Source organism: Desulfocucumis palustris (genome assembly GCF_002933875.1).
Taxonomy (GTDB): domain Bacteria; phylum Bacillota; class Desulfotomaculia; order Desulfotomaculales; family Desulfocucumaceae; genus Desulfocucumis; species Desulfocucumis palustris.
The window spans coordinates 21,724-43,618 of record NZ_BFAV01000119.1; the positions used below are offsets into that span (position 1 = coordinate 21,724).

22 protein-coding genes, 4 tRNA genes, 1 pseudogene and 1 riboswitch are annotated in these 21,895 nt (G+C 44.7%); of the genes and pseudogenes, 3 read left to right on the plus strand and 24 right to left on the minus strand.

The features are described from left to right. Nucleotides 1-42: 42 nt before the first annotated feature. From DCCM_RS09020 to DCCM_RS09045, 6 genes are all read right to left on the minus strand, one after another. Nucleotides 43-1,350 carry a thiolase family protein gene (locus tag DCCM_RS09020; protein WP_104372075.1) on the minus strand — a complete coding sequence of 436 codons (1,308 nt, stop codon included), beginning with the start codon at nt 1,348-1,350 and terminating at the stop codon, nt 43-45. A 53-nt stretch (nt 1,351-1,403) separates the two neighbouring features. Further along, nucleotides 1,404-2,249 carry a 3-hydroxyacyl-CoA dehydrogenase family protein gene (locus tag DCCM_RS09025; RefSeq protein WP_165792087.1) on the minus strand — a complete coding sequence of 282 codons (846 nt, stop codon included), beginning with the start codon at nt 2,247-2,249 and terminating at the stop codon, nt 1,404-1,406. A 46-nt stretch (nt 2,250-2,295) separates the two neighbouring features. Beyond that, the gene (locus DCCM_RS09030) at nt 2,296-3,087 is read right to left on the minus strand and encodes an enoyl-CoA hydratase/isomerase family protein (protein ID WP_104372076.1); all 792 of its coding nucleotides are present in this window, start codon (nt 3,085-3,087) and stop codon (nt 2,296-2,298) included. A 159-nt stretch (nt 3,088-3,246) separates the two neighbouring features. Then, nucleotides 3,247-4,506 carry an MFS transporter gene (locus tag DCCM_RS09035; RefSeq protein WP_104372077.1) on the minus strand — a complete coding sequence of 420 codons (1,260 nt, stop codon included), beginning with the start codon at nt 4,504-4,506 and terminating at the stop codon, nt 3,247-3,249. Between the two features lie 95 nt (nt 4,507-4,601). After that, on the minus strand, nt 4,602-4,745 hold the full coding sequence (locus DCCM_RS09040; RefSeq protein WP_174705149.1) for a hypothetical protein: 144 nt from the start codon (nt 4,743-4,745) through the stop codon (nt 4,602-4,604). Nucleotides 4,746-4,764: 19 nt separating this feature from the next. Beyond that, nucleotides 4,765-5,544: an SDR family oxidoreductase gene (locus DCCM_RS09045; protein ID WP_104372133.1), complete on the minus strand. Its 780-nt coding sequence runs from the start codon at nt 5,542-5,544 to the stop codon at nt 4,765-4,767. Nucleotides 5,545-5,859: 315 nt separating this feature from the next. Here DCCM_RS09045 and DCCM_RS09050 point away from each other — a divergent pair, with 315 nt between their 5' ends. Both DCCM_RS09050 and DCCM_RS09055 read left to right on the plus strand, forming a co-directional pair. Further along, complete coding sequence (locus DCCM_RS09050; protein WP_231702717.1) at nt 5,860-7,818, plus strand: sigma-54-dependent Fis family transcriptional regulator; 1,959 nt, start codon at nt 5,860-5,862, stop codon at nt 7,816-7,818. A 493-nt stretch (nt 7,819-8,311) separates the two neighbouring features. Further along, a complete protein-coding gene (locus DCCM_RS09055; RefSeq protein WP_104372078.1) occupies nt 8,312-9,904 on the plus strand; it encodes a long-chain-fatty-acid--CoA ligase in 1,593 nt (530 codons plus the stop codon). A gap of 257 nt (nt 9,905-10,161) precedes the next feature. Here the strand turns inward: DCCM_RS09055 and DCCM_RS09060 are convergent. From DCCM_RS09060 to DCCM_RS09115, 12 genes and pseudogenes are all read right to left on the minus strand, one after another. Then, nucleotides 10,162-10,237: transfer RNA gene (locus tag DCCM_RS09060), tRNA-Val, on the minus strand. 9 nt (nt 10,238-10,246) lie between these two features. Then, nucleotides 10,247-10,322 (minus strand) — tRNA-Glu (locus tag DCCM_RS09065). 80 nt (nt 10,323-10,402) lie between these two features. Continuing rightward, nucleotides 10,403-10,477 (minus strand) — tRNA-Ile (locus DCCM_RS09070). 5 nt (nt 10,478-10,482) lie between these two features. Further along, nucleotides 10,483-10,557, minus strand: a tRNA-Asn gene (locus DCCM_RS09075). A 163-nt stretch (nt 10,558-10,720) separates the two neighbouring features. Further along, nucleotides 10,721-11,809, minus strand: a complete 1,089-nt coding sequence (gene rpoD / locus DCCM_RS09080) for an RNA polymerase sigma factor RpoD (RefSeq protein ID WP_104372079.1) — start codon at nt 11,807-11,809, stop codon at nt 10,721-10,723. A 32-nt stretch (nt 11,810-11,841) separates the two neighbouring features. Further along, on the minus strand, nt 11,842-13,602 hold the full coding sequence (gene dnaG / locus DCCM_RS09085) for a DNA primase (RefSeq protein WP_104372080.1): 1,761 nt from the start codon (nt 13,600-13,602) through the stop codon (nt 11,842-11,844). Nucleotides 13,603-13,842: 240 nt separating this feature from the next. After that, nucleotides 13,843-14,847: a deoxyguanosinetriphosphate triphosphohydrolase gene (locus tag DCCM_RS09090; protein WP_104372081.1), complete on the minus strand. Its 1,005-nt coding sequence runs from the start codon at nt 14,845-14,847 to the stop codon at nt 13,843-13,845. A 52-nt stretch (nt 14,848-14,899) separates the two neighbouring features. Next, a complete protein-coding gene (locus DCCM_RS09095; RefSeq protein ID WP_104372135.1) occupies nt 14,900-15,517 on the minus strand; it encodes a flavodoxin family protein in 618 nt (205 codons plus the stop codon). A 198-nt stretch (nt 15,518-15,715) separates the two neighbouring features. Next, complete coding sequence (gene thpR / locus DCCM_RS09100) at nt 15,716-16,294, minus strand: RNA 2',3'-cyclic phosphodiesterase (RefSeq protein ID WP_165792088.1); 579 nt, start codon at nt 16,292-16,294, stop codon at nt 15,716-15,718. 141 nt (nt 16,295-16,435) lie between these two features. Further along, nucleotides 16,436-17,389, minus strand: coding sequence for a hypothetical protein (locus tag DCCM_RS09105; protein WP_128739119.1), 954 nt, complete (start codon nt 17,387-17,389; stop codon nt 16,436-16,438). Between the two features lie 66 nt (nt 17,390-17,455). After that, nucleotides 17,456-17,941 carry a pyridoxamine 5'-phosphate oxidase family protein gene (locus DCCM_RS09110; protein ID WP_104372084.1) on the minus strand — a complete coding sequence of 162 codons (486 nt, stop codon included), beginning with the start codon at nt 17,939-17,941 and terminating at the stop codon, nt 17,456-17,458. Nucleotides 17,942-18,109: 168 nt separating this feature from the next. Then, nucleotides 18,110-18,425, minus strand: a pseudogene (locus DCCM_RS09115) (DMT family transporter). Between the two features lie 58 nt (nt 18,426-18,483). Beyond that, a riboswitch (guanidine-I (ykkC/yxkD leader) is annotated at nt 18,484-18,586 on the minus strand. Nucleotides 18,587-18,845: 259 nt separating this feature from the next. Here DCCM_RS09115 and DCCM_RS09125 point away from each other — a divergent pair. After that, the gene (locus DCCM_RS09125; protein WP_104372086.1) at nt 18,846-19,112 is read left to right on the plus strand and encodes a DUF1413 domain-containing protein; all 267 of its coding nucleotides are present in this window, start codon (nt 18,846-18,848) and stop codon (nt 19,110-19,112) included. An 84-nt stretch (nt 19,113-19,196) separates the two neighbouring features. On the opposite strand, the gene DCCM_RS09130 is transcribed toward DCCM_RS09125, so the two are convergent. The 6 genes from DCCM_RS09130 to DCCM_RS09150 all read right to left on the minus strand — a co-directional run bounded on the left by DCCM_RS09130 (nt 19,197) and on the right by DCCM_RS09150 (nt 21,633). Next, entirely contained in the window at nt 19,197-19,514 is a 318-nt protein-coding gene (locus DCCM_RS09130; RefSeq protein WP_104372087.1) for a type II toxin-antitoxin system RelE/ParE family toxin, read from the minus strand. Continuing rightward, nucleotides 19,511-19,816, minus strand: coding sequence for a type II toxin-antitoxin system RelB/DinJ family antitoxin (locus tag DCCM_RS09135; RefSeq protein ID WP_104372088.1), 306 nt, complete (start codon nt 19,814-19,816; stop codon nt 19,511-19,513). The genes DCCM_RS09130 and DCCM_RS09135 overlap by 4 nt, the downstream gene beginning before the upstream one ends. A gap of 572 nt (nt 19,817-20,388) precedes the next feature. After that, nucleotides 20,389-20,892 carry a kinase gene (locus DCCM_RS09140; RefSeq protein WP_104372089.1) on the minus strand — a complete coding sequence of 168 codons (504 nt, stop codon included), beginning with the start codon at nt 20,890-20,892 and terminating at the stop codon, nt 20,389-20,391. 88 nt (nt 20,893-20,980) lie between these two features. Continuing rightward, nucleotides 20,981-21,241 (minus strand): hypothetical protein, encoded by a 261-nt coding sequence (locus tag DCCM_RS09145; RefSeq protein ID WP_231702721.1) that lies wholly within the window; start codon nt 21,239-21,241, stop codon nt 20,981-20,983. After that, nucleotides 21,168-21,374, minus strand: coding sequence for a PIN domain-containing protein (locus DCCM_RS19595; RefSeq protein ID WP_307718809.1), 207 nt, complete (start codon nt 21,372-21,374; stop codon nt 21,168-21,170). The genes DCCM_RS09145 and DCCM_RS19595 overlap by 74 nt, the downstream gene beginning before the upstream one ends. Then, nucleotides 21,358-21,633, minus strand: coding sequence for an AbrB/MazE/SpoVT family DNA-binding domain-containing protein (locus tag DCCM_RS09150; protein WP_104372090.1), 276 nt, complete (start codon nt 21,631-21,633; stop codon nt 21,358-21,360). Before DCCM_RS09150 ends, DCCM_RS19595 begins: the two co-directional genes overlap by 17 nt. Nucleotides 21,634-21,895 lie beyond the last annotated feature (262 nt).

Below are 21,895 nucleotides of genomic sequence, written 5' to 3' on the forward strand. Positions count from 1 at the left end.
ATACACCTCCAAAAACTAGCCATAATACTGCCAAGAGGGGCCTTATTCAACCCAGATTATTGCTCCCGCGCCCTGGGTTAAACCGCCGCATATGGCACACGCCGCAAAACCTCCACCATTCTCTCTTAGATTGTAGGCTGCCGTCATCATGATTCGGGCTCCGCTTGCGGTGTTGGGATGACCAATCGCAATTGCGCTGCCGTTAACATTTAATTTATTCTTTAAATCCTGATATTTCCGGGCATCATTATCCAAAATCGGCTTTTCAGATGCCTCTTTTACCATATCCTTATAATCACCGCTTAAGAATCTGTGGTTGGACAGAAGTTTGCAGGAAACCAGGGGAACACAGGCAAAAGCTTCATTAATCTCAAGGTATTTCAGAGCATCGATTGTCAGCTTTGATTCATCTAAACATTTCTTAATTGCAAATGCGGGGGATACGGGCATAATTCTCGGCTGCAAGGCAATGGCTGCAACAGATACCAAGGTATAGATTATTTCCAGCCCTAGTTCTTCAGCATATTCCCTGGTCGTGAAAATTTGGGCAGCGGCACCATCATTCATTCCCGGGGCATTACCCGCGGTGCAGGTGGGATTACCAAAGATAGGTTTTAACTTCGCAAGTGCTTCCGGAGTGATATCTGAGCGATATTGTTCGTCTTTGTCCAGCATTAGATTAGAAATAACCTTGCCCTTTTTATCTGTTTTGATTATTTCAAGCGGGGTCATTTCCTTTTGAAAGAAACCTCGCTCCCAGGCCGCACCATATTTCCGATGGCTTTCATAAGCTAATTCATCTTGTTCTTCCCTTGATACACCATATTCTATGGCAACATGGCCGGAATCAACCGCAACCGGCGCATAATCCTTGTAGCCCAGGGGAATGATTGGGTCTTCAACCATAAAAGAACTGTGCTTCTTGCCTTCCCAGCGAATACCGCGAAGTAAAAACGGCACAGTGCTAAAACTGGTGGAACCACCCGTCATTACTACTTTAGCCTCGCCTAATTTAATACTTCTTGCTCCATATTTCACAGTGGTCAATGCCGAAGTACAGGCCTGGTCAAAGGTTATGGAAGGTGTTTCAGGCGAAATTCCGGCTTTGAGCATGGTTTGCCGCGCTACTACCGGAGTAAACGGATCTTTGCAGTTTGTGGTGTCACCGTTTCCCCACCAAACTTCATCAATTAAGTTGGGCTCCAACTCAATTTTCTCCATTGAATTCTTCATCGCAATTGCACCTAATTGGTAAATATCAATATCTCTCATACTCCCGCCGAAACGACCGAAGGGCGTTCTGACTGCGCTTACGCAAACAATGTCATCTTTACTTGACTTAAAACTCATCTTCTTCACTCCTCAGATTTTGTTTAAAGCTTATCCGCAAGGTTATAACCGGTTTAATACTTATAGAAACCTCTGCCGGTCTTTCGGCCCAAGTCACCGCCTCTGACCATCTGTTGGAGCAGCGGCGCGGGAGTGTATTTATCCCCGAAGTCTCCTCTCATGGTTTCCAGTCCGTTAAGGACTATATCCGCCCCTACCAGATCGATTAAGGCCAGCGGTCCTATCGGAAAGTTGCAGCAGAGCTTCATGGCTTTATCGATTTCCTCAGGATCGTTTCCATCCATCACGCACTTGACCGCCTCATTAAGCATGGCGTCCAGGACCCGGCTGACGATAAACCCCGCATAGTCCACGGCTATGGCCGTTTCTTTGCCCAGGGACTTAACAAAATCCAAGCTGATCCGCAGGGTTTCGTCGGAAGTATGACGGCCGCGAATCAATTCCACTCCCTTCATTAAGGGAACCGGATTCATAAAGTGTATTCCCACGAATCTGTCAAGCCGTCCGGTTCCAGCGGCTATGGCCGCAATGGGGAGGGTGGATGTGTTGGAGCCAAAAATGGCCTGTTGGGGAGCTGTTTGATCTATCCTCTTGAAAACATCCTGTTTCAGAGCAAGGTTTTCAAAAACCGCTTCAATCACCAGGTCAGCATCCCGGACAGCTTCGGCCAGGTCAGTGGTGGTTTTTATCCGGCCCAGAATCACATCCCTGGACTCAGCCGCAAGCCTACCCTTTTCCACACTCTTATCCAGCGACTTGGTAATGGCTTTCAGGGCCTTTTCCAGCCCATTTTCCGATATGTCATTTAAACTAACCTGGTAACCCGCCTGGGCTGACACCTGGGCAATTCCCAGGCCCATTGCGCCCGCGCCGATTACTGCCACATTTTTAATTTCCATTTAGCTAAGCACCCCTTTATCATCGTCATTTATCCAGACCGGAAGTTTACCTTCCCATAAATTTTGGTTTCCTTTTTTCTGCAAAGGCAGCCATACCCTCTTTTTGATCATACGTTGAGAAGCAAGCCGCGAAACACTCGATTTCATAATCCAACCCGCTATTAAGATCCAAACTGACACTCTGGTTCAGTGCCGCCTTAGCCATATTCAGGGCGAACCCACTCTTCTCAACGAGACTGCCGGCCAGCTTTTTGGCTTCACTTAGCAGTAAATCCGCCGCTACCACCTTGTTAACCAGGCCTATGTCCAGGGCTTCCCGGGCGTCAATGATTTTTCCGGTTAAAACCAGCTCTTTGGCTTTTGCCAAACCCACCAGATTCGTCAGACGCTGAGTCCCTCCGCCACCGGGTATGATACCCAGGTTGATTTCCGGTTGACCGAACCTGGCATTCTCAGCGGCAATCCGGAAGTCACAGCACATGGCTACCTCGCAGCCGCCACCCAGGGCAAAGCCGTTAACCGCCGCTATCACCGGTTTGCTGAGCGAGGCTATCTTATCCTGGGCTGCTTTTACAGCCAGGGCCAGTTGACGCGCCTCAAGGGTGGTCATCTTCTGCATCTGGCTTATGTCTGCCCCGGCAGCAAAGGATTTTTTACCGCTGCCGGTTAAAATCACTGCCTGAACCCTGTGGTCTGCTTCCAGTTCAGCAAAGATTCTGCCAAGTTCCTTAAAAACTTGTCCGTTAAGGGCATTCATAACTTCAGCCCGGTTAATTACTACAATCGCCACGCCTTCCTCTTTCTCACAGAGAAGGGATGTATATCCCTGATTTTCCATCTATATCACCACCTGTTCCTTTATATCCCGGTGAGCTTGCTCAGCTCCCTGAACCGAACCGGAATTAAACCTCGCACTGATAGGGCTAAGCCCAAAAGGAATGACCCTATGAGCCAAGCCCTCAAACCATGTCATTATTAATTGCATTACCCAGCTGGCTTAGTCAACTATAATCGTGTCTCTGGTTTCTTTCATAAAGTATCCGAATATTGCGCCTACCGCATAAATCACGGATACTAACCCCAAGGCTAAGCCCAGGCTGTATTTGCTGGCAATACCACCCATCAAAAAGGGAGCTAAGGCTGACATCATTCTGCCGCTGGCATAGGCAAAGGCGGTTCCGATTCCACGCACACCGGTTGGAAATTGTTCAGAAACAAAGGCCGCCAGTGGTCCCCAATAGCCGTAAGTTATGAAGCCAAATACCCCTGCCATCCACAATATAGCCGTTGGGCTGCTTAAATTGATCCAGATCAGCATAACAGCCGCCGAGGCCAGGGATCCAAAGATAAAATTTGCTCGACGTCCGAGTTTATCTGCCAGAAATCCATAAAAATAATACCCTATAAAGCCTCCCACATTTAAAATCATCAAATAACCGCTCATGTTTTTTACATTTAGGCCCCGTTCCGCCGAAAGGTAGGCTGGAATCCACGATCCCGCCCCCCAGTAGGAAACCAGGCAGCTTGCGCAAAGTCCAAAAGCCAATAATGTGGTTTTCAGGTTGGCTCCTTTGAAAAGATCAGTCCAGGTTGCTGCCTTAACATCCGTTTTGGAGACGGATTCTTTGCCTTCGGTTTTGTTGATTTTTGCTTTTAACCAGGCCGGTGATTCCGGAACAAGTACAGCTATATATACTGCCGCAATCAAAGAAAGGATTCCTGAAAAGAAAAGAACCTGCCAACCATAGGTTGGAACCAAATAGGCATTTACTCCAAGAGCCAAAGCGTAGCCCAGGGGCCAGCCGCTCTGCACCGCCGAGGTAGCACGGGCCCTTTGCTCAGGAGGGAAGAATTCACTTATTAACGCCGCGCCAATAACCCATTCTCCCCCCAGCCCTATACCGGCTATAAATCTTAAGATTATTAATTGCATATAATCTGTGGCAAATCCACAGAAGAAGGTAAAAACACCAAACCAGACAAGGCACAATATCAGCATCCTCTTGCGGCCAAACTTATCGATCATTGGTCCCCAAAGATAACCGCTTAAGGCCGCGCCAAAGATGGTGGCTGTACTTATTAACCCCGCACTGGCCAAACTAATGCCCCATGTTTTTACCAGCAAAGGAATCACCAGGGCCAAAACCATAAAGTCCTGAGCATCAAAAATATAACCCAATACGGCACCGATCAAGGCCTTATACTTATTCTTATGAGGATCAGCTATTATTTTTTGGTTATATGATAACTCCGCCATCTCATTTCCTCCCCAAGTTCATTCTTAATCTCTCTTGAATCGCCCCAACACAAATTTCTTCACTGCGAAATAAAGCCCAATGTATAAAGCGAGGATCAGTATCTGTTCCAATCCTTCCATGATTCCTTCAGCCTCCTTAATCCAAATGAAGCCGGTCCGTTGGCAATACCTTTCCCCAGGCCCATCGCTCCACCATTTATGATGGCTACCTTACCGTCCAATCTTAGGTCGTAATTCATTTTCTCAAGGGCTCCTGGATCAAACAGCCAATAATCCACCGTCAATACTTAGGGTAATTCCAGTGCAATAACTTGATCCCGGAGAAGCAAGGAATAAGACTCCGGTCTTTAATTCATCATCACTGCCCAGACGGTGCATAGGAATTAAGTGTTTAGAAATCTCTTCATGGAGCTCTTTGTTTTTGTCACTTAATTGAGATGGGAACCAGCCCGGAGCTATGGCATTTACGGTTATGTTGTATTTAGCCCATTTGACAGCTAAATCCCTGGTTAAACCGAGCAGGGCGGCCTTACTCACCGGATAAGGCACGGCATCCATATATTCAGCGTAGGTTCCCACAAAGGCTAAGTACGAAGCTATGTTGATAATCCGCCCGTAGTTCTGTTTGGACATGATTTGGCCGGCTTTTTGGGCCATCAGCCAAGCACCGGTCAAATTAGTTTCAATAACCTTATTCCAGCCATTTAGTGGTAGTTCAAAGGTTGGAGCACCCCAGGTAGTCCCCGAATTGTTAATAAGAATTTCAACCCTGCCAAACTCTTTCATGACCAGATCATATAGAGCATCGATCATTTGGGACTTTCTTAAATCCAGGGCAACGGGAAGCACGCGTACTCTCAGTTCCTCCGCCATCTGCCTGGCAACCTCCTGGCAACGCTCTAAATTTCGAGCTGCAATGACCAAATCAGCCCCGGCTTCTCCCAGGGCGTAGGCCATCTGCCTGCCGATTCCTGTTGCTCCTCCGGTCACGATGGCCACCTGGCCGGTTAGGTCCAATAATTCCCTAATATGTCTCACGTAATTTTCCCTTTCTGTAATTTGTTTAAGGCATGGATTTGATAGAGCCCTTACCCTGTGATACGGCTTAAAGATTTGCAGCACGCTCCTCAATGCCAGTTCATTTCATCGAACTCCCTTCCGGCCAAGTTAATTGGAATATTCGGATATTTCTTATTATTGCAATCTTTGTGCCAAAGTTAATTTGCATTTAATTTAAAGGGGGCTATAAAAACATGGCCACAAAAAGAGTCTTACTTTATGAAAGATTCAGATTTATTGTATAATAGGTATAATTCATAAATTATTCAGGATCGCTGGATTGGAGGAAGTGCTTTGCAAAACAAATCAAACCGCTTCGAAATGATACGGCTCTGGGAGAAATTGAATAAAAGCCAATTTGATCCTGACATTTCCATTCATAAATACATTTATCAATCCTGGGAACGAAGTAAACAATACAATGTGGACCCTTTTAAACCTACAAACACTGATATCCTTAGTAAAGAGGCCTTCAACCAATTGCTTCGTTCCAATCACTTTTTATTGGATTTAGCAGCCCCTTCCATGGCAGACATCTACAATTACACAAAAGGGTCAAGTTTTTGTGTCGCCCTAAGTGACAAGAATGGCTGGCTTCTTAAGGTAATTGGTGACGATGAAGAACTGGCCTTTACAAATTATAGTAATTTCAGTGAAGGTTCAAATTGGTCTGAAAAAGTAATGGGAACAAATTCAATAGGACTAGCCCTAGCTCTTGATCAACCGGTTCAGGTTTATGGGTATGAGCATTATTGCAAATGTGCGACTCTCTCAACTTGTTCGGCTGCTCCAATTCATAACGAATACGGAGATATTATTGGTGTGCTGGATCTCACAGGTCCTTACAAGCATGTTAATATTCATACATTAGGAATAGTCGTTGCTGCCACAAGTGCTATTGAACGAAAAATTCTTCTTGAAAAGGCCTATAATGAAGTAAACCTTGCCAATTCCTTAAAACAAACCGTTATGGAATCAATATCTGAAGGTATCATAGTGATAAATGAGAATAAAAGAGTAATTCACATCAATAAACGTGCAGGTCATCTTCTAGGTATAGACACTAAAGATAATTTAGGCCTGGACATAGAAAGTATGCTACCAAATAATTCATATTTCATAAACCTAATTACTTCCTGCAAGCATATTTATGGAGAATCCGTGCTTATTAAAACTCAAAAAGGTAAGAAGAAATTCATGATCAACTGTACTCCTCTTGTGAATGAGATAAATAATAAGAAAATAGGTTCTGTCTGTGTGTTCCACGAATTACATAGCATCGTAAGTAAAATAATGAGGCCCCGCTCCACCATAACCTTTGATAGTCTGATTGGAGAGACCAGCACGTTCCAATCAGCGTTAGAGCAAGCAAAAATGGCTTCCGAAACAGATTCAAATGTACTTTTACTCGGCGAAAGTGGTGTTGGCAAAGAGTTATTTGCCCATGCCATTCACAATGCCAGTAATAGAAATAATGAAACATTTATTACAGTTAATTGTGGTGCGATTCCGAGAGAATTGATTTCCAGTGAGCTATTTGGTTATGAGGAAGGGGCCTTTACCGGTGCCCGAAAAGGAGGACATCCCGGAAAGTTCGAATTGGCTGATCAAGGTACTATCTTTTTAGATGAAATTGGAGAAATGCCTATAGATCTTCAAACTGCTCTTCTCAGAGTTTTAGAGGATAAAACTGTAACACGAGTAGGCGGTCATGTGGTAATTCCAACCAATATACGCCTGATTTGTGCGACCAATAAAAATTTATTGGAGGGAATCAAAAATAACAATTTTCGCAATGACCTATACTATAGGCTTAATGTAATATCAATTACTATTCCGTCCCTTAGAAACAGAAAAGGGGATATTCCCATTCTGGCAGACTATTTCATGAGAACCATTTCCGCCAGGGTTGGCAAGAAGATTGATAAAATTGAACCGAACCTGATTGACATCCTCTTAGAGTATGATTGGCCCGGAAATATTCGGGAATTGAGCAATGTCATTGAACGGGCAATCAACTTATCACGAAATAATACTTTAACGACTGACCTACTGCCACCAGAGATATACCAGAGTTCATCCGGCAGCAATATTTCTCTGTGGAGAAATACCCCCACCAAAGAAGATGTAGAAGAACAACTGATAAGAAACTACTTGTTAAAATTTGAAGATAACAAAAGTGAAGTAGCAAAGGCTTTAAATATTTCACGAAGTTGTTTATATAGAAAAATGTCAAAATACAATATTAAATAACTTCACAATTAAAGGGACAATGTTTAATAGTGTCCTATTATGCTACAACCATAGGCCGGACAATTGTAACATCTTAGTACAGTGATATTTCTTAAAAGTTATTGCAACAAAATCCAGGAAGAAATAACTTTATTTCCCTTAGGGCTTTTCTCAAGATTTTTAACCATTATGATTTCTTTGAGAATTATTGCAGCTTTCAAGGGTAAAAAGAAACCTATTGTCATAGCTATGCTTTTCAAATATCTAATTAATTTCAATAGCTTTTGCCGCATACTAATCCCTCTTTTTGTTAAATTTTTGAGCAACTTGATTTTAACAAAAAGGGATTTATATGTGGCATTATTATTTAGAAAAGCTATTTGGGGCTAGATTTGGGTCTTTGTATAATGCTTGTGGCTAAAGGAGTTTATCAAAGGGGTATTAGTTTTGCATTAAATAAAGCTGTAAAAAGAGTAATAAAACATTTAAAAAATAGTTCAAGGGGGAATTTGTTTTGGAAAAAATATGGTTTGCAAGTTACCTTTCGGACACAGGGCATGAGTTGACTTATCCCGAAATCCCGGTTTTTCAGTTTTTAACTGACATTGCCCGGGAGTTTCCGGAAAACGACGCCATTATCTTTGCAGACAAGCATATTTCTTTTAGTGAGCTTGATTTGTACACCAATCGCTTTGCCAGGTTTCTGCAGGATAACGGGGTGCAAAAGGGAGACCGGGTGGCCATATTGGCGCCGAACTGCCACCAGAATGTGATTGGCTTTTTTGGGGCGCTGAAAATTGGTGCCGTTGTGGTACAGAATAACCCGATGTATGTGGAAAGGGAACTGGAACACCAGTTAAATGACTCGGGCAGCGAAACACTGGTTTGTCTGGCCGATCTTTATCCCAAAATTAAAAACATCCGCCCAGACGTCAAGCTGAAAAACATTGTTGCTTTCAATATAGATGACTCTCCTGTCTCAACCGGTGATGATACGGTTGACTTGCAAACAATAATTAGCAACTACAGTTCCGACTACCGGCAGGAATTAGTTGGCCCCGGGGACCTGGCGCTGCTGCAGTATACCGGCGGTACTACGGGAGTATCCAAAGGCTGCATGCTGACCCATCGTAATCTTGTGGCCAATGTACTGCAATCCGTTGAGGTTCTTGGCAAAAACTATCGCCGCGGGAACGATTATGTTATTGGAGTTCTTCCGCTCTTTCACGTGTACGGTCTCACCTGCATTATGAACATGTCGGTTTATATGGGGGTAACAATGATTTTGTTTCCACGGTTTGATCCCAAAACGGTCATTGAAGCCATTCACGACTACAAAGTTGGTGTATTCTTTGCCAGTCCTACAATGCTTATCGCCATCAATACTTATAAGGAAATAGGCAACTATGATTTGCGCTGCCTCCATACTTGCATCAGTGGTTCAGCCCCCCTGCCCAACGAAGTGAAAGAGGCATTCTTTAAACTGACCGGAGTGGAAGTGGTCGAGGGCTATGGTCTGTCTGAAGCATCCCCGGTTACGCATAGCAACCCCGTGAATGGAAAAGTTAAGATTGGCAGCATTGGTCTGCCCGTACCGGATACGGATATGATGGTTATTGATATTAATACCGGTGAGGAATGCGCGGTTAAGCAAACCGGGGAATTGTGGGTTAAAGGTCCGCAGGTGATGAGCGGCTATTGGAACCGTCCGGATGAAACCGCCAATGTTCTGGAAAACGGCTGGCTTAAAACCGGTGATGTGGTCGAAGTCGATGAAGAAGGTTATGTTTATATCGTCAGCAGGAAAAAAGATGTAATCATTGCCGGTGGATATAATATTTATCCGGTTGAGGTGGAAGATGTTTTGTTTGCCCATCCAAAAGTTCAAGAGGCGGTAGTGATTGGTATACCCGACGCATACCGGGGAGAATCGGTTAAAGCGGTTATCGTACTAAAAGAGGGGGAAAGTGCTACCCCGGAAGAGATTATTGCCTATTGCCGCACCAAGCTTGCCGCATATAAAGCGCCGCGTCAGGTGGAATTCAGGGACGCATTGCCCAAATCGGCGGTAGGTAAGATATTGCGCCGTGTCCTGCGGGAGGGATAATTTATAACTGCAATGTGTCAGATAGTTGGAAAAATAGATTTTGCTCCTAAATACCTAGGAGCCTGTCCGAGAATTATATTTCGACATACAAACACCACAACATGTTGGGGTTTTGCGATTTTATAATGCCGGTATATGGTTGAAATTGGAATTATCTGTTAATATTCAGACAGGCTCCTAGAGATAGATATTTTCGGAACGATAAAAAAAGAGAGTAGCACCGGAGTTATCCTCCGGTGCTACTCTCTTTTCTAATTTGGTGGGCGATGACGGGCTTGAACCGCCGACATCCTGCTTGTAAGGCAGGCGCTCTCCCAGCTGAGCTAATCGCCCTTATATTTATGGTGACCCCTACGGGATTCGAACCCGTGTTACCGCCGTGAAAGGGCGGTGTCTTAGACCGCTTGACCAAGGGGCCACTATGTGAGGCGGGAAGTGAGACGTTGGAGGTGAGAATACAAGTTCTCACTACCAACCTCTCACTTCCCACCACTTACCTGGTGGGCCCACCAGGATTCGAACCTGGAACCAGCCGGTTATGAGCCGGATGCTCTACCGTTGAGCTATGGGCCCGTATTTGGCTCCTCGAGTAGGATTCGAACCTACAACCTACCGGTTAACAGCCGGTTGCTCTACCGTTGAGCTATCGAGGAACGGCGCAATATTTATTATACATAAACATGCCCCTCTGGTCAACACCTATTTAGCAATCCAATTTATGGAATATATAACCGCTGAAAATGCTGGCCGCACAAAACAAATCAGGGGGTTTTATTCTTAATCCCCCCTGATTTTCTAGATCAACCGGATTCATTTTCAATCCAGATAGTCCTTGAGCTTTTTGCTGCGGCTGGGGTGCCGCAGTTTGCGCAGGGTTTTGGCCTCGATCTGGCGGATGCGCTCCCTGGTGACTCCGAACTTCTGGCCCACTTCCTCCAGGGTCCGGGCCCTGCCGTCATCAAGACCGAATCTCAGCCGCAGCACCTTTTGCTCCCTGTCGGTAAGGGTTTTAAGCACTTCATCCAGCTGCTCCCGCAGCAGTGTGAATGACGCCTCTTCAGCCGGCGCCCGGGCATCGTGATCCTCTATGAAATCTCCCAGGTGGGAATCCTCCTCCTCGCCTATGGGAGTTTCCAGAGATACCGGCTCCTGGGCTATCTTCATTATTTCCCTGACCTTTTCCTGGGAAATATTCATTTCCTGGGCAATTTCCTCCGGGGTTGGTTCCCGTCCCAGTTCCTGAAGCAGCTGCCGGGAAACCCTGATTAGTTTGTTGATGGTCTCCACCATATGCACCGGTATGCGGATGGTTCTGGCCTGGTCGGCAATAGCCCTGGTAATGGCCTGGCGAATCCACCAGGTGGCATAGGTGCTAAATTTGAATCCCTTGCGGAAATCGAATTTTTCCACTGCTTTAATAAGCCCCAGGTTGCCCTCCTGGATCAGGTCCAAAAACAACATGCCCCGGCCCACGTAACGTTTGGCGATGCTTACCACCAGCCGGAGATTGGCCTCCGCCAGCCTGCGCTTGGATTCCTCGTCGCCCTCTTCCATACGTTTGGCCAGTTCCACTTCCTCCTCGGGGCTGAGCAGCGGAACGCGTCCAATTTCTTTAAGGTACATCCGCACCGGGTCATCTATTCCAACCCCGTCGGGAATTGTAAGATCTATATCCATATCCTCCGGCGGATTCTCCGCCGGCCCGTCAATGGCGTCAACTTCCGGCACTTCAGACACTACTTCAATGCCAAGGCCGCTAAGCTTCTCATAGACTTCGTCAATCTGCTCCGGTGTCAGGTCGGCTGCCTGAAGACTATCCATAATCTCGGTGTAGGAAAGCATCCCCCGTCTTTTACCCTTTTCTATTAAATCTTTTACGCCTTCGGCCTTTAGCTCGTCGTTCATTCCCAGATTCCCCCTTTCAGGGCCGCAAAATGTTAACGGAGGTTTTGAATTTGCTGCATCAACTGGTTCATTCTATCCTGATCGCCGGTCTTCTCGGCTTCGGCTAAATCCTGAATCAGCTTTGTTCTCTTTATATTGATTAAATTTTTATTAACCGCAGTTATATAATCTTCCATAATTCTATCCGGGTCATCCCCGGGAATTTTCTCGAATAACAGCCTGTTAACGAGCATCACCGCAACTTCATCAAGCTCGTTCATGGCCCTGGCCGGCTCGAAGCCGCCCTGCTCCCGGTGCCTGACCACCATCCGGAATATCTCCCGGTGCAGCGGCTCGCTCCAGAAGTCGTTACCCAGCACCGATACCACATAATCAATACGGTTCTGGTCTTCCAAAAGCAGATGGAGAATCCCTCTCTCCGCCACTATAACAGGATCGACTATTTTTTCGCTTTTAATTATATTATGCTTGTTTTTAGCAATTTTATCCGGTTTTGGCCAAATTTTTCCCTGATGTTCTTTAAAGCTCTCTAATTCTTCCTTAACGGCATCCCAACTCATCCCCAGGCGTGAGGAAACCAGTTGTATGCCTTCATCCTGTTCTGCTCTCCGGGAAATGTTGGCAAGATTTTTCAGTACATCAGCAAGTGCTTCTAACCTGCTTTTCCCCTCCCGCAATAAAAAACCCAACTTAAACTCCAGCAGCGGCTCCGCCGATATTATCAGCTCTTCCCAGTCGGCAGCGCCGTGCCTGCGCAAAAATTCATCCGGGTCCTTACCGTCGGGTATGGTAATCACCCCCAAGGAAAAACCTAATTCCTGTAAAACATCCAATCCCCTCAGGGTTGCCGAAATACCCGCCCGATCCGAATCATAGGCAAAAAGAGCGCGGTTGGTATAACGAAGAAGCAGTTTCCCCTGCTCCGGAGTAAGACTTGTGCCCAGCGAGGCAACAGCATTGGTGATGCCGTGCTGATGGGCGGATATTACATCAAGATATCCCTCCATAATTACAGCCTGGTTTTTTTTTCTGATTGCGGCTCTGGCCTGGTCCAGGCCATACAGTATCGAACCCTTGTCAAAATACGGTGTTTCCGGGCTGTTTAAATATTTGGGCTGACCGGCTTCCAGAATCCTGCCTCCAAATCCGCGCGTCCTGCCCAGGGCGTCATTTACCGGAAACATTACCCTGCGGCGAAACCTGTCGCGGTTCGCGCCCCTTTCACCGGCCATCGCCAGTCCCAGTTCCACCAGTTCCCCGGGCTGGTATCCCTTGCCCTTCATAAACCTCAACAGGTTCTCCCAGCCCTGGGGGGCGAAACCCAGTTTAAAAATTTTAATAATATCATCCGAAATACCCCTGCCCCTGAGATAGTCTCTGGCAACAGCTCCCTCCGGACGATTAAGCAATATATAATGATAGTACTCAGCAGCCAGGGCGTTGGCCTTCCAGGCCCATTCATCCCTGGCTGCCTTTTTCCTGTCCCGGGGAGAATCGGTTTCAGGCAGTTGTATGCCTGCCCGGCTCGCCAGCCTGCGTACCGCCTCCTGAAAGGAAAGTTTCTCAAAGAGCATTAAAAACTTGAAGGCATTGCCCCCGGCATGGCACCCGAAACAGTAGAAAATCTGTTTATCAGGAGTGACTGTAAAAGACGGGTCCCGCTCCTGGTGAAAAGGACAGTTTCCAACGTAGTTTTTACCCTTTTTTTGTAGCCTGACATATTCGCCTATAAGCTGAACTATATCGGTGCTTACTCGGACGTTTTCAATGATTTCAGGAGATATAAGACCCATCTGGGCTTCACCACTTAAATAGTGCCACTATTTAAATAATATAGCAGCAAAAAAACTGCCGGCTGTTAACTAAAAAAACAAATAAAGCCTTAATTTTCGAAATTAAGCCGGATAAACGGCTAAAAAAAGGTCTGACCAAAGTCATCCGCAGGTCAACAAGAGAATAAAGCTGAACTGTTTATTTTATCACATATTCGCTGTAACTATTAATTATCCTTCCGCTGTCGAAAAATTTACATCTCACTCATATATCCTGAAAGAGTGCGGAATAAAAAGGTCGGTAAACATGGAAATGGCGTATCGGTCCGTCATTCCCGCGATGTAATCGCAGGCCACCCTTTCCACACCCGTCTGCTCCACTTTACGGCGATACTCCCCTGGCAGCAAATCGGGATTGGAGGTAATATAGCGGTATAAAAATTCAATCACATGCTTGGCTTTGTTTTCCTCCCGCTTGGCCTCGGAGCCGACATACACGTTTTCAAACAAAAAGCTTCTCAGGGAATCGGTAACCTCCTGCATTGGCCCGCTCATTAATATTTGCTCTTTTCCCTGGCAGTTTTCAATTAAATCCATGACCATGCTGTTGATTCTTTTCCGGTGGGTTTCTCCCAGCACCTCGATGCAGCCCCGGGGCATCTGGTCTATGGTCAGCACACCGGCTCTAAGCGCGTCATCTATGTCATGATTGATGTAGGCAATACGGTCGCATATTTTAACAACCTGGCCCTCCAGTGTAAAGGGCCTGACAGGGCCGGTATGATTTAATATACCGTCCCGCACCTCCCGGGTAAGATTTAAACCGCTGCCGCCTTCCAGCAAATCCACCACCCTCAGGCTTTGCTCGTTGTGCCTGAACCCATGGGGGAAAACCATATTCAGCACTTCCTCACCGGCGTGGCCGAAGGGTGTGTGCCCCAGATCATGCCCCAGCGCTATGGCCTCGGTGAGATCTTCGTTCAGCCGGAGAGCCCTGGCAACAGTGCGGGAAATCTGGGCCACTTCCAGGGTATGGGTGAGTCTGGTGCGATAATGATCACCCTCGGGAATGATAAACACCTGGGTTTTGTGTTTAAGGCGGCGAAAGCTTTTGGAGTGGATTATCCTGTCCCTGTCCCTTTGAAAAGCCGTGCGAACCAGGCAAGGGTCTTCCGGAGCCAGCCTGCCCCGGCTTGAATCACTGAAGCTGGCATGGGAACAAAGTATTTCCCTTTCGAATTTTTCTGTTCTTTCCCGGATGTACACGGCGCACCTCCGACAAAATATAACCCGGACGACAGCGGCGACTGCCGGAACTCTACTCTCTGGCGCTCAAACGGTGCAGCCTCAGCGACATGGTCGCCCCGGCCACCTCCAGCACCCTGCGGGCCAATATCCTGGCCCGGTTTATGCCGTTCATATCGTCCTCCGAAGGACGCACCGCGCAAGGCCCCTGATGACCGGAATCGTTCTCCCAGTAACCGTCCCCCACCACGGTCATCCCCTGGCAAAGCATCATATCATGCATGGCCCGCAAGGTGGTTTCCTGGCCTCCGAATCTGGCGGCGCCCACGGTCAAAGCCCCTCCCACCACGTTAAGAAGCGCCTTTTCCTTGCGCAAAAGCCTGGTTTTGTCCCAGAAGGCCTTCAATTGGGCTGAAACCGTGCTGAAGTAAACCGGACTGCCCATTATTATGCCGTCGGCCCGTCGCAGCAGGTCGAAGGCCCGGGCGAGGGAGGTGCCGGCATAGCAACTTCCCCGGCAGGGATTGGAACATGCCACACAAAAGGGAACTTTAAGCCCGGACATTATTTCCGACAATTGCATGTAAACCGTTTCCACCCCCGCTCCCTCAAGCAAATCAAAAGCCTCCTTGAGCAGGCGGTTGGTGTTGCCTTCCGGGTTGGGACTGCCGTTAATAACCGCAACAAACATGTTCTTCCCTTCCTTTCCTATATAGTCCGGCATGACTTTTGTATTTCCCCGGTGCAATGTCCTCCACGGCGGAAATTGCAAATATGCAGAAAGCTGGACACACCTTCTCCGGCCGCCCAAATTCCTTGTCTATTAACAATCTCACCAGGGAATGTCCCCAATTTACTTTATAATTCTATTACTTTTTCAACTATTTCATTACCCGGCTTTGAAATTCAGCGAAGCAACAACAGAATAAATTGCTCCCCCCGGAGTAAGCCTGCTTTGCATCAGTTCCACCGAATCCACCCTTAATATCCCTTCAATCTCATTATGCCCGGCCTCCAGCGCCCTGGACCGCAGCAGGGATACTCCCGCCGGGGACTTAATCCGGGCCAGGGTAAGATGCGGCGAAAAGGGGCGGGTATCCGGGGCCAGCCCTGCGGCTTTCAGTCCGGTTAAAACTTCCCGCTGCAGTTTCTTTAAACGGTCAATCTCCCCCCCGACACCCAGCCAGAAAACCCTGGGACTGCCGGAGGACGGAAAAAATCCCGCGCCCCCGAATTGAATTTGAAAGGGAATAAAGCCGGCCAGCCTTCTTTCCACTTCCGTCACCATGGGCACTATCCGGTTGACGTCGGTATCCCCGAGAAAAGCCAGGGTAAGATGCAGGCTTTCCCTGGCAACCCACCTGGCGTCCAGGCCGGGCAGGCGCATCTCCCGGCTGAAGGAATCAATTTTTTCTTTTAATTCATCTGTTATATTAACAGCCCAGAACAGGCGCGCATTTTGTGCCAAACCGGATACTCCCCCAGGTTTAATTATTGATGGTGATAAAAAGTAATAATATCATTTCTTTATATTTTTGTATTTTCCTTTTTATTATCCATAAATTTACACCAATTTAACAAAACAGAAAAAAATAAAGCTTTAACGACGCTATATTGGATGATAGAAAATCGATAGCTTCCTTTCTATGTCCCGGTCTTTTATTTTATACAAATCATCATGGGTGCTTGCCCAGCCTTCAACAGGCACCATCTGAACATTTACCGTCCTCACCAGAAATTCCATCTGTCCGTCTCCGTCCACATCCGCGATAAATGGAACCTGGAATATCTGACCCGCGTTAAACCTTTGTGACACCACGGTGTTCAATTCTTCTCCGTCTATGTGCCTCTGCAAAATTACCAGGCTGTATTTCCCCTGGAAAAGCCCCGGATCTCCATCGGTATTCCTGTTCATATCTTCTTCGGTGATGTTTGTTGCAATAATAATTGCCTCTTCCATTCCATCGTTATCCAGATCCACTTTTTTAACCTCTTTGATTCCCTCATCCCGGCCGTCAAATCCGGTTTTGCGCAAAACATCCCCAACCGGCTTTTGATATTTCTCCAATCCCGTTGTTTGGGTTTTCAGCATTGCAGGCAGGGGGTTCCAGCTGCCGATTATGCCGTAACCATCTGCATTCAAGCCATTCTGACCTTCCAATTCAACCCTGTATCCTTTATCCCCGGATATATACTGCTGCTCCAAAGGCTTCGAGCCAACGGCCTGGCCGATGTATTGTTCATTGCAATACAGTTTATACTTTTCTCCACCTTCTATTTGTCTTGAAATTTCATCGTTATTTACCCAAAGGCCATCCACAATGCCCCCCATGATCAGGCCGAATCCGTTCAGTATCGGGTATACGCCGGAAAGATCCGCTTTTGGCTTTTTCGGGGCTTTTTTTACTTCCCGGGATTTTGCCTGGGAAGTTTGTTTTAATTCTTCCTTTCCCTGCCCCGCTTCCGGCGGCTCTTTATTAATTGGGCCGATCCCGCAGGCAGCCATGGCGGTTAAGGCTATGAATAAAATAACCGCCAGCATGACATAGACATATTTTCGCAAAAAGGCAACACTCCATTTCCAGGTTCATCCAGGGGATAATCGCTGTTTTAACTAGGATAATAGTTATTATCTTTTAGCGTTGACGTATTCAATGGCTTCCTTGCCAGTTATATGCTCGACGTCAATTGCAATAATATAAGCTTGCGCACATCCGGTTATTTCCTTATGTTTGGTTTCTTCAGGTTGATCCCCTGAATACTTTTCAACAAAAGCCTCAAAAGCTTCCAGCCGTTCATCACCCTCTACAATTCTTGCTTTACCAAGAGCAATAACGCTACGGAAATAAGTAGTATATTTTTCACTTGCTATGGTATCTTCATCTATTACTGAAAAAGATACCTTTGGGTTCTTCGTAATGGCATCGATTTTATGTCCAGCTTTTGCTGAATGAAAATAGATTTTGTTATTAAAATAGACATAGCTAAGTGGAACTGCGTAAGGATAATCTTCATCACCCAAGCACGCCAAGATACCATTTGTGCATCTGCCCATTATAGCTACGGTGTCTTCCATTAATAATAATTGCTTACCTCTTCTCATTTCTCTAAACATTAGTTATTTCTTCGCTTTCATCCCATAATCATTTAATATTGGTGCTATGTAAACAACGTAAATAGACATTATCTACTATAGCATATTTGGCCAATCATAAAAATAACACTGACCAATTGGTCATTTAAAATAGACTTCAATCCTTCAACTAATTCATTTTTTATTACATTATCCATCAGATGACATTTTCAGTCCTATAATTCCTATTAATATAAATCCAATACAGATTAATCTTGTCATATCAGCTGGTTCTTTGAATATGATTATCCCCAGTGCCACAGTACCAATTGCACCGAGTCCAAATTCCGTAAGCTGTTCCTAACGGAAGACTTCTTAACGCCAACGATAAAAAATAAAAACTTGCTATCATCCCCATTACAGTAAAAATACTCGGTACAAGCTTTGTAAAACCTTGAGAGTATTTCAAGCCTACAGCCCAACCCATTTCTAAAAGTCCTGCTATAACTAATAATACCCATTTCATGGTCTTCACTCCTTTTTATAATAAATTGAAAATAAAAAAGCCGGAAGATATACTTAATATCTCCCAGGCTTTTATCCTTCCGTATACACAGATGAACTGCGCGTTTTATCTCGGTCCAGACCAGTTTTTTCAAAAACTGCGGAACCCTATAAAACCCTTAAATATGAATTTTTCTCTTAATACGATACCATGCGTCATTAACTTTTTCAATCTTTATTTCGATTGGTCTTTATTGGTTACAGCAGCCTGGGCGGCAGCCAGCAAAATAGACCTATATTCGTATTTTTACATTGTGGAACACTTTATATTAGAAGGCGGCCCCTAAAATTCTATATTTAACACTTGACAGCTACCAGCTACTATATTATACTCATAGTAGCTACTAGCTATATGCTAATATGAGTATAGGAGAATAAACATATGCCTATTGCAAACACCCCAATTACAAATAATACACCATTGATCGATTTGATTACCTATTCACAAACCGAAATTCGGAACCTTTTAGTTGGCGAGGAATTTATGGTAAAAGACCTGTTCCTTGGATACGAATGGAATCGTATCGACAAAGGAAATCGCACTCGTCTCGGGAGCTCGTTTTTTGCTTTTGCACAAGGAGCTGGTGCAGCGCAGATTGTCCCTCTAGGAAAAACACCACAGAATCAACAACGTTATCGCAGAATTTAACGGTACAACACCCAAGAGAAGCTCCCTTGGTATTTGTATAGCTTTAAGAGACATTTTTCGTGGAATTGCAATTCAATTGAAGCTTCATGAATCACGTAAACGCTTGGCTATATCGCTGGCACTGTATAAAACGTTTGTAATGATTACCCGATCTTCTCTGATATGGAAAAATACAGAAAAGTTATCCACAGGCATTTGCCTGAGTTCCAGCGCACGTTCTTCTTCCGTCTCCATTAACTTCACACGTTCCGGGTACGTATCAAGAGTTTCGATCGCGTCAGCTATTCTGTTATACTGTTCCATGGCCGTTTCCGGCGCCTGTAGCTGCTCTGCGATATAATAATAAATTTCCTCCATATCGGAAATTGCTATGTAAGTTATCTGAATCTTATACTGCTTCATGCGTGTGTCTTCCGAAATCTCTGAAAGGCAGCAGATGCATCCTGCACATTACCTTTTTCGATATCGTTATATCCTTCCTTTAACTTCGCATGAATTTCGTCCGGCGTCATCAAATCAGCATTTACAGAAACCGGGGCTTTCGGCAACGTTACAGCAAAAGGTATTCCGCCGGTCATTGAAATCTGCTTCAGATAAATATTTATCGCTGTGGACATAGGTATGCCGAGTTGTGAAAGGACTTCCTCAGCCCTTCTTTTTACATCAGGATTAACTCTTAAATTTAAAGTCATAGTTTTTTCCATGTTAATCATCACCTTTCGATAATATTGTAACGCTTTTGTCGTTACTTTTCAACAGGGATTTTGCCTATAGATAAAACAAAAAACAGGGTAATGCAGATTATTGCTTTACCCTGTCTGTTTTTATTTAGCGATAGCTCTATTTTGTTATTGCGGCTTGGGCCGCGGCAATCAAAATAGACTTATCTCCGTTCTTTCAAATTATCGAACACATCTCTTAAAAAAATAGCTTCATCCAAAAAATCAGCAAGTAAAGGATATTGCGTTTTTTGCATTTCCCGTATCCTATATTTCATCATATCCCCGGCAATTATTTTTTATCTGGCTATAAAAAAGATGGTATGTTTTTGTTTGTAAACCAAAATTTGTAATTCATAAACAGCAGGGTATTGCACTGACACGCAGTTCAATACCCTGTTTCATCTTGATTAGATTCTTAATTTGAATATGCCTGAAAGCAGCCGGTTTATTCCTTTGCCTTGACCGCCGCCTGGGCCCCCGCTATCAAATACCAACAATCTCATTTTTTCACATTACGGAACACTTCTTATTAATATGGGTTCACCAATTGGAATTTACTTACTCATTACATCTGAAGAAATCATTTCTACAATTTCGTCTAAACTTAACTCTTTAGTTATATTTTTTTCCGGTATAATACCGATATAATCCTTTTCTCTCCACCAACGCTTCATTTCATTTTCGCCAAACTCATTATGATTCGCCTTTGTTTGATGCCTGATTAAAGTTTCTTCAAATGGCATGTCATAATAATAGGCATATATATCATTAAACTCCAACTTTAATACCTCGAATAGTTCTATATATAAGTCGGAATATAGAATTCCCTCGATAATAACAATGTTACAATTTTGCTTTCCATATTTCGCAAGCTCAATTAGCAAAGGAACGGCTTTTGTACCTTTCTCATCTTTTACCCATAGCATTTCACGCCTTACTGTATCCTGGGGTATAACTAAAGTACCTCTACCAAATTTTCTTTGCAACATCTTTGCTGTAGTCGATTTTCCGCTTCCAGAATTTCCTCTGAGTATAATCAATTTCGCTTTATTATGCATTGTGTTGCCCTCTACAAATTCAGGTTTATCAGGAACGCTATTAATGTTATTGATGCGCCTCTATTTATTTCCAGGATAAATAGTAAAACTAATATCTATCCAAAAACTCCGTCGGCGTAAGTATTTCAGGGCGGTCTACATCTATCCCGGTAAAATCCTTATCTCCTGTTATCAGGACATTCACATCGGCAGTAATCGCAGAAAGAAGAACCGGCTTATCTTTTTCATCTCTTATTTTGGGCGCCGTTGACATATCCGTAGGAGTATACGCCATTTCAAATGACATTTTTAATAAAAAAAGCATCCAGCACAGCTTTATACGTTGACGATTTTCTAGTAATAACGGCATTGGCTTCTTCAATTACATACGAACACAAGACTAACGTGTGTTTGTCTGCAATATACTCAATCAAATTTGCCATTTTCGCACTTTTAAACACAAGAGCCGATAAAAGAACATTCGTGTCAATCATTATCCGCATGTTTCTTCTCCCACAACTCTTTTCTTACCTCTTTGACAAGATTTACAACATCATCTTCAGATTTCAGACCCAATTCTTCAGCTAATCCCTCAAAAGCCTCCTGTGCTTCTTTTATTGCAAGTTTTGTTGGATTCTCCATGATAACCTTGCCGCCGTCAGTCATAAAAACAACTTTGTCCCCATCTTTAAGATTCAGCATTTTCCTAATTTGAATAGGTATTGTTATTTGTCCCTTTGACGTGATTTTCGCTAGCTCCATAATATAAAACCGCTTTCCAAGAATTCAATGATTTCCTTACATTTATAGTATATGCCGTTTTGTTAAAAAAAATCAATCAAAAATCTTCTTATGCAAATTATTAGAGATAACCAAACACAAATGGACTACATGACAACGGCTGCAAGCAGAGCAATCTATTTTTATAACCAAAAATAATTCATTATTAGACTGTAGCAATGCCTGCAAATAGGCTGATTCACATTTTCACATTTTCAAAAACTGTGCCATAATTCAACCCTAA

Bases quoted from the DNA above. Each gene is read 5' to 3' on its own strand.
- rpoD (WP_104372079.1), bottom strand. From the start codon at position 11,809: ATGAACGACGAGCTAAAGGCCGAAGGCGTAAAAGATTTAATAGAAAAG.
- DCCM_RS09125 (WP_104372086.1), top strand. From the start codon at position 18,846: ATGCCTATTGCAAACACCCCAATTACAAATAATACACCATTGATCGAT.
- DCCM_RS09150 (WP_104372090.1), bottom strand. From the start codon at position 21,633: ATGGAGCTAGCGAAAATCACGTCAAAGGGACAAATAACAATACCTATT.
- DCCM_RS09040 (WP_174705149.1), bottom strand. From the start codon at position 4,745: ATGAATTACGACCTAAGATTGGACGGTAAGGTAGCCATCATAAATGGT.
- DCCM_RS09095 (WP_104372135.1), bottom strand. From the start codon at position 15,517: ATGTTTGTTGCGGTTATTAACGGCAGTCCCAACCCGGAAGGCAACACC.
- DCCM_RS09140 (WP_104372089.1), bottom strand. From the start codon at position 20,892: ATGCATAATAAAGCGAAATTGATTATACTCAGAGGAAATTCTGGAAGC.
- DCCM_RS19595 (WP_307718809.1), bottom strand. From the start codon at position 21,374: ATGCGGATAATGATTGACACGAATGTTCTTTTATCGGCTCTTGTGTTT.
- DCCM_RS09130 (WP_104372087.1), bottom strand. From the start codon at position 19,514: ATGAAGCAGTATAAGATTCAGATAACTTACATAGCAATTTCCGATATG.
- DCCM_RS09145 (WP_231702721.1), bottom strand. From the start codon at position 21,241: ATGCCGTTATTACTAGAAAATCGTCAACGTATAAAGCTGTGCTGGATG.
- DCCM_RS09025 (WP_165792087.1), bottom strand. From the start codon at position 2,249: ATGGAAATTAAAAATGTGGCAGTAATCGGCGCGGGCGCAATGGGCCTG.
- DCCM_RS09035 (WP_104372077.1), bottom strand. From the start codon at position 4,506: ATGGCGGAGTTATCATATAACCAAAAAATAATAGCTGATCCTCATAAG.
- DCCM_RS09135 (WP_104372088.1), bottom strand. From the start codon at position 19,816: ATGGAAAAAACTATGACTTTAAATTTAAGAGTTAATCCTGATGTAAAA.
- DCCM_RS09030 (WP_104372076.1), bottom strand. From the start codon at position 3,087: ATGGAAAATCAGGGATATACATCCCTTCTCTGTGAGAAAGAGGAAGGC.
- DCCM_RS09020 (WP_104372075.1), bottom strand. From the start codon at position 1,350: ATGAGTTTTAAGTCAAGTAAAGATGACATTGTTTGCGTAAGCGCAGTC.
- DCCM_RS09110 (WP_104372084.1), bottom strand. From the start codon at position 17,941: ATGTTTAGAGAAATGAGAAGAGGTAAGCAATTATTATTAATGGAAGAC.
- dnaG (WP_104372080.1), bottom strand. From the start codon at position 13,602: ATGGGTCTTATATCTCCTGAAATCATTGAAAACGTCCGAGTAAGCACC.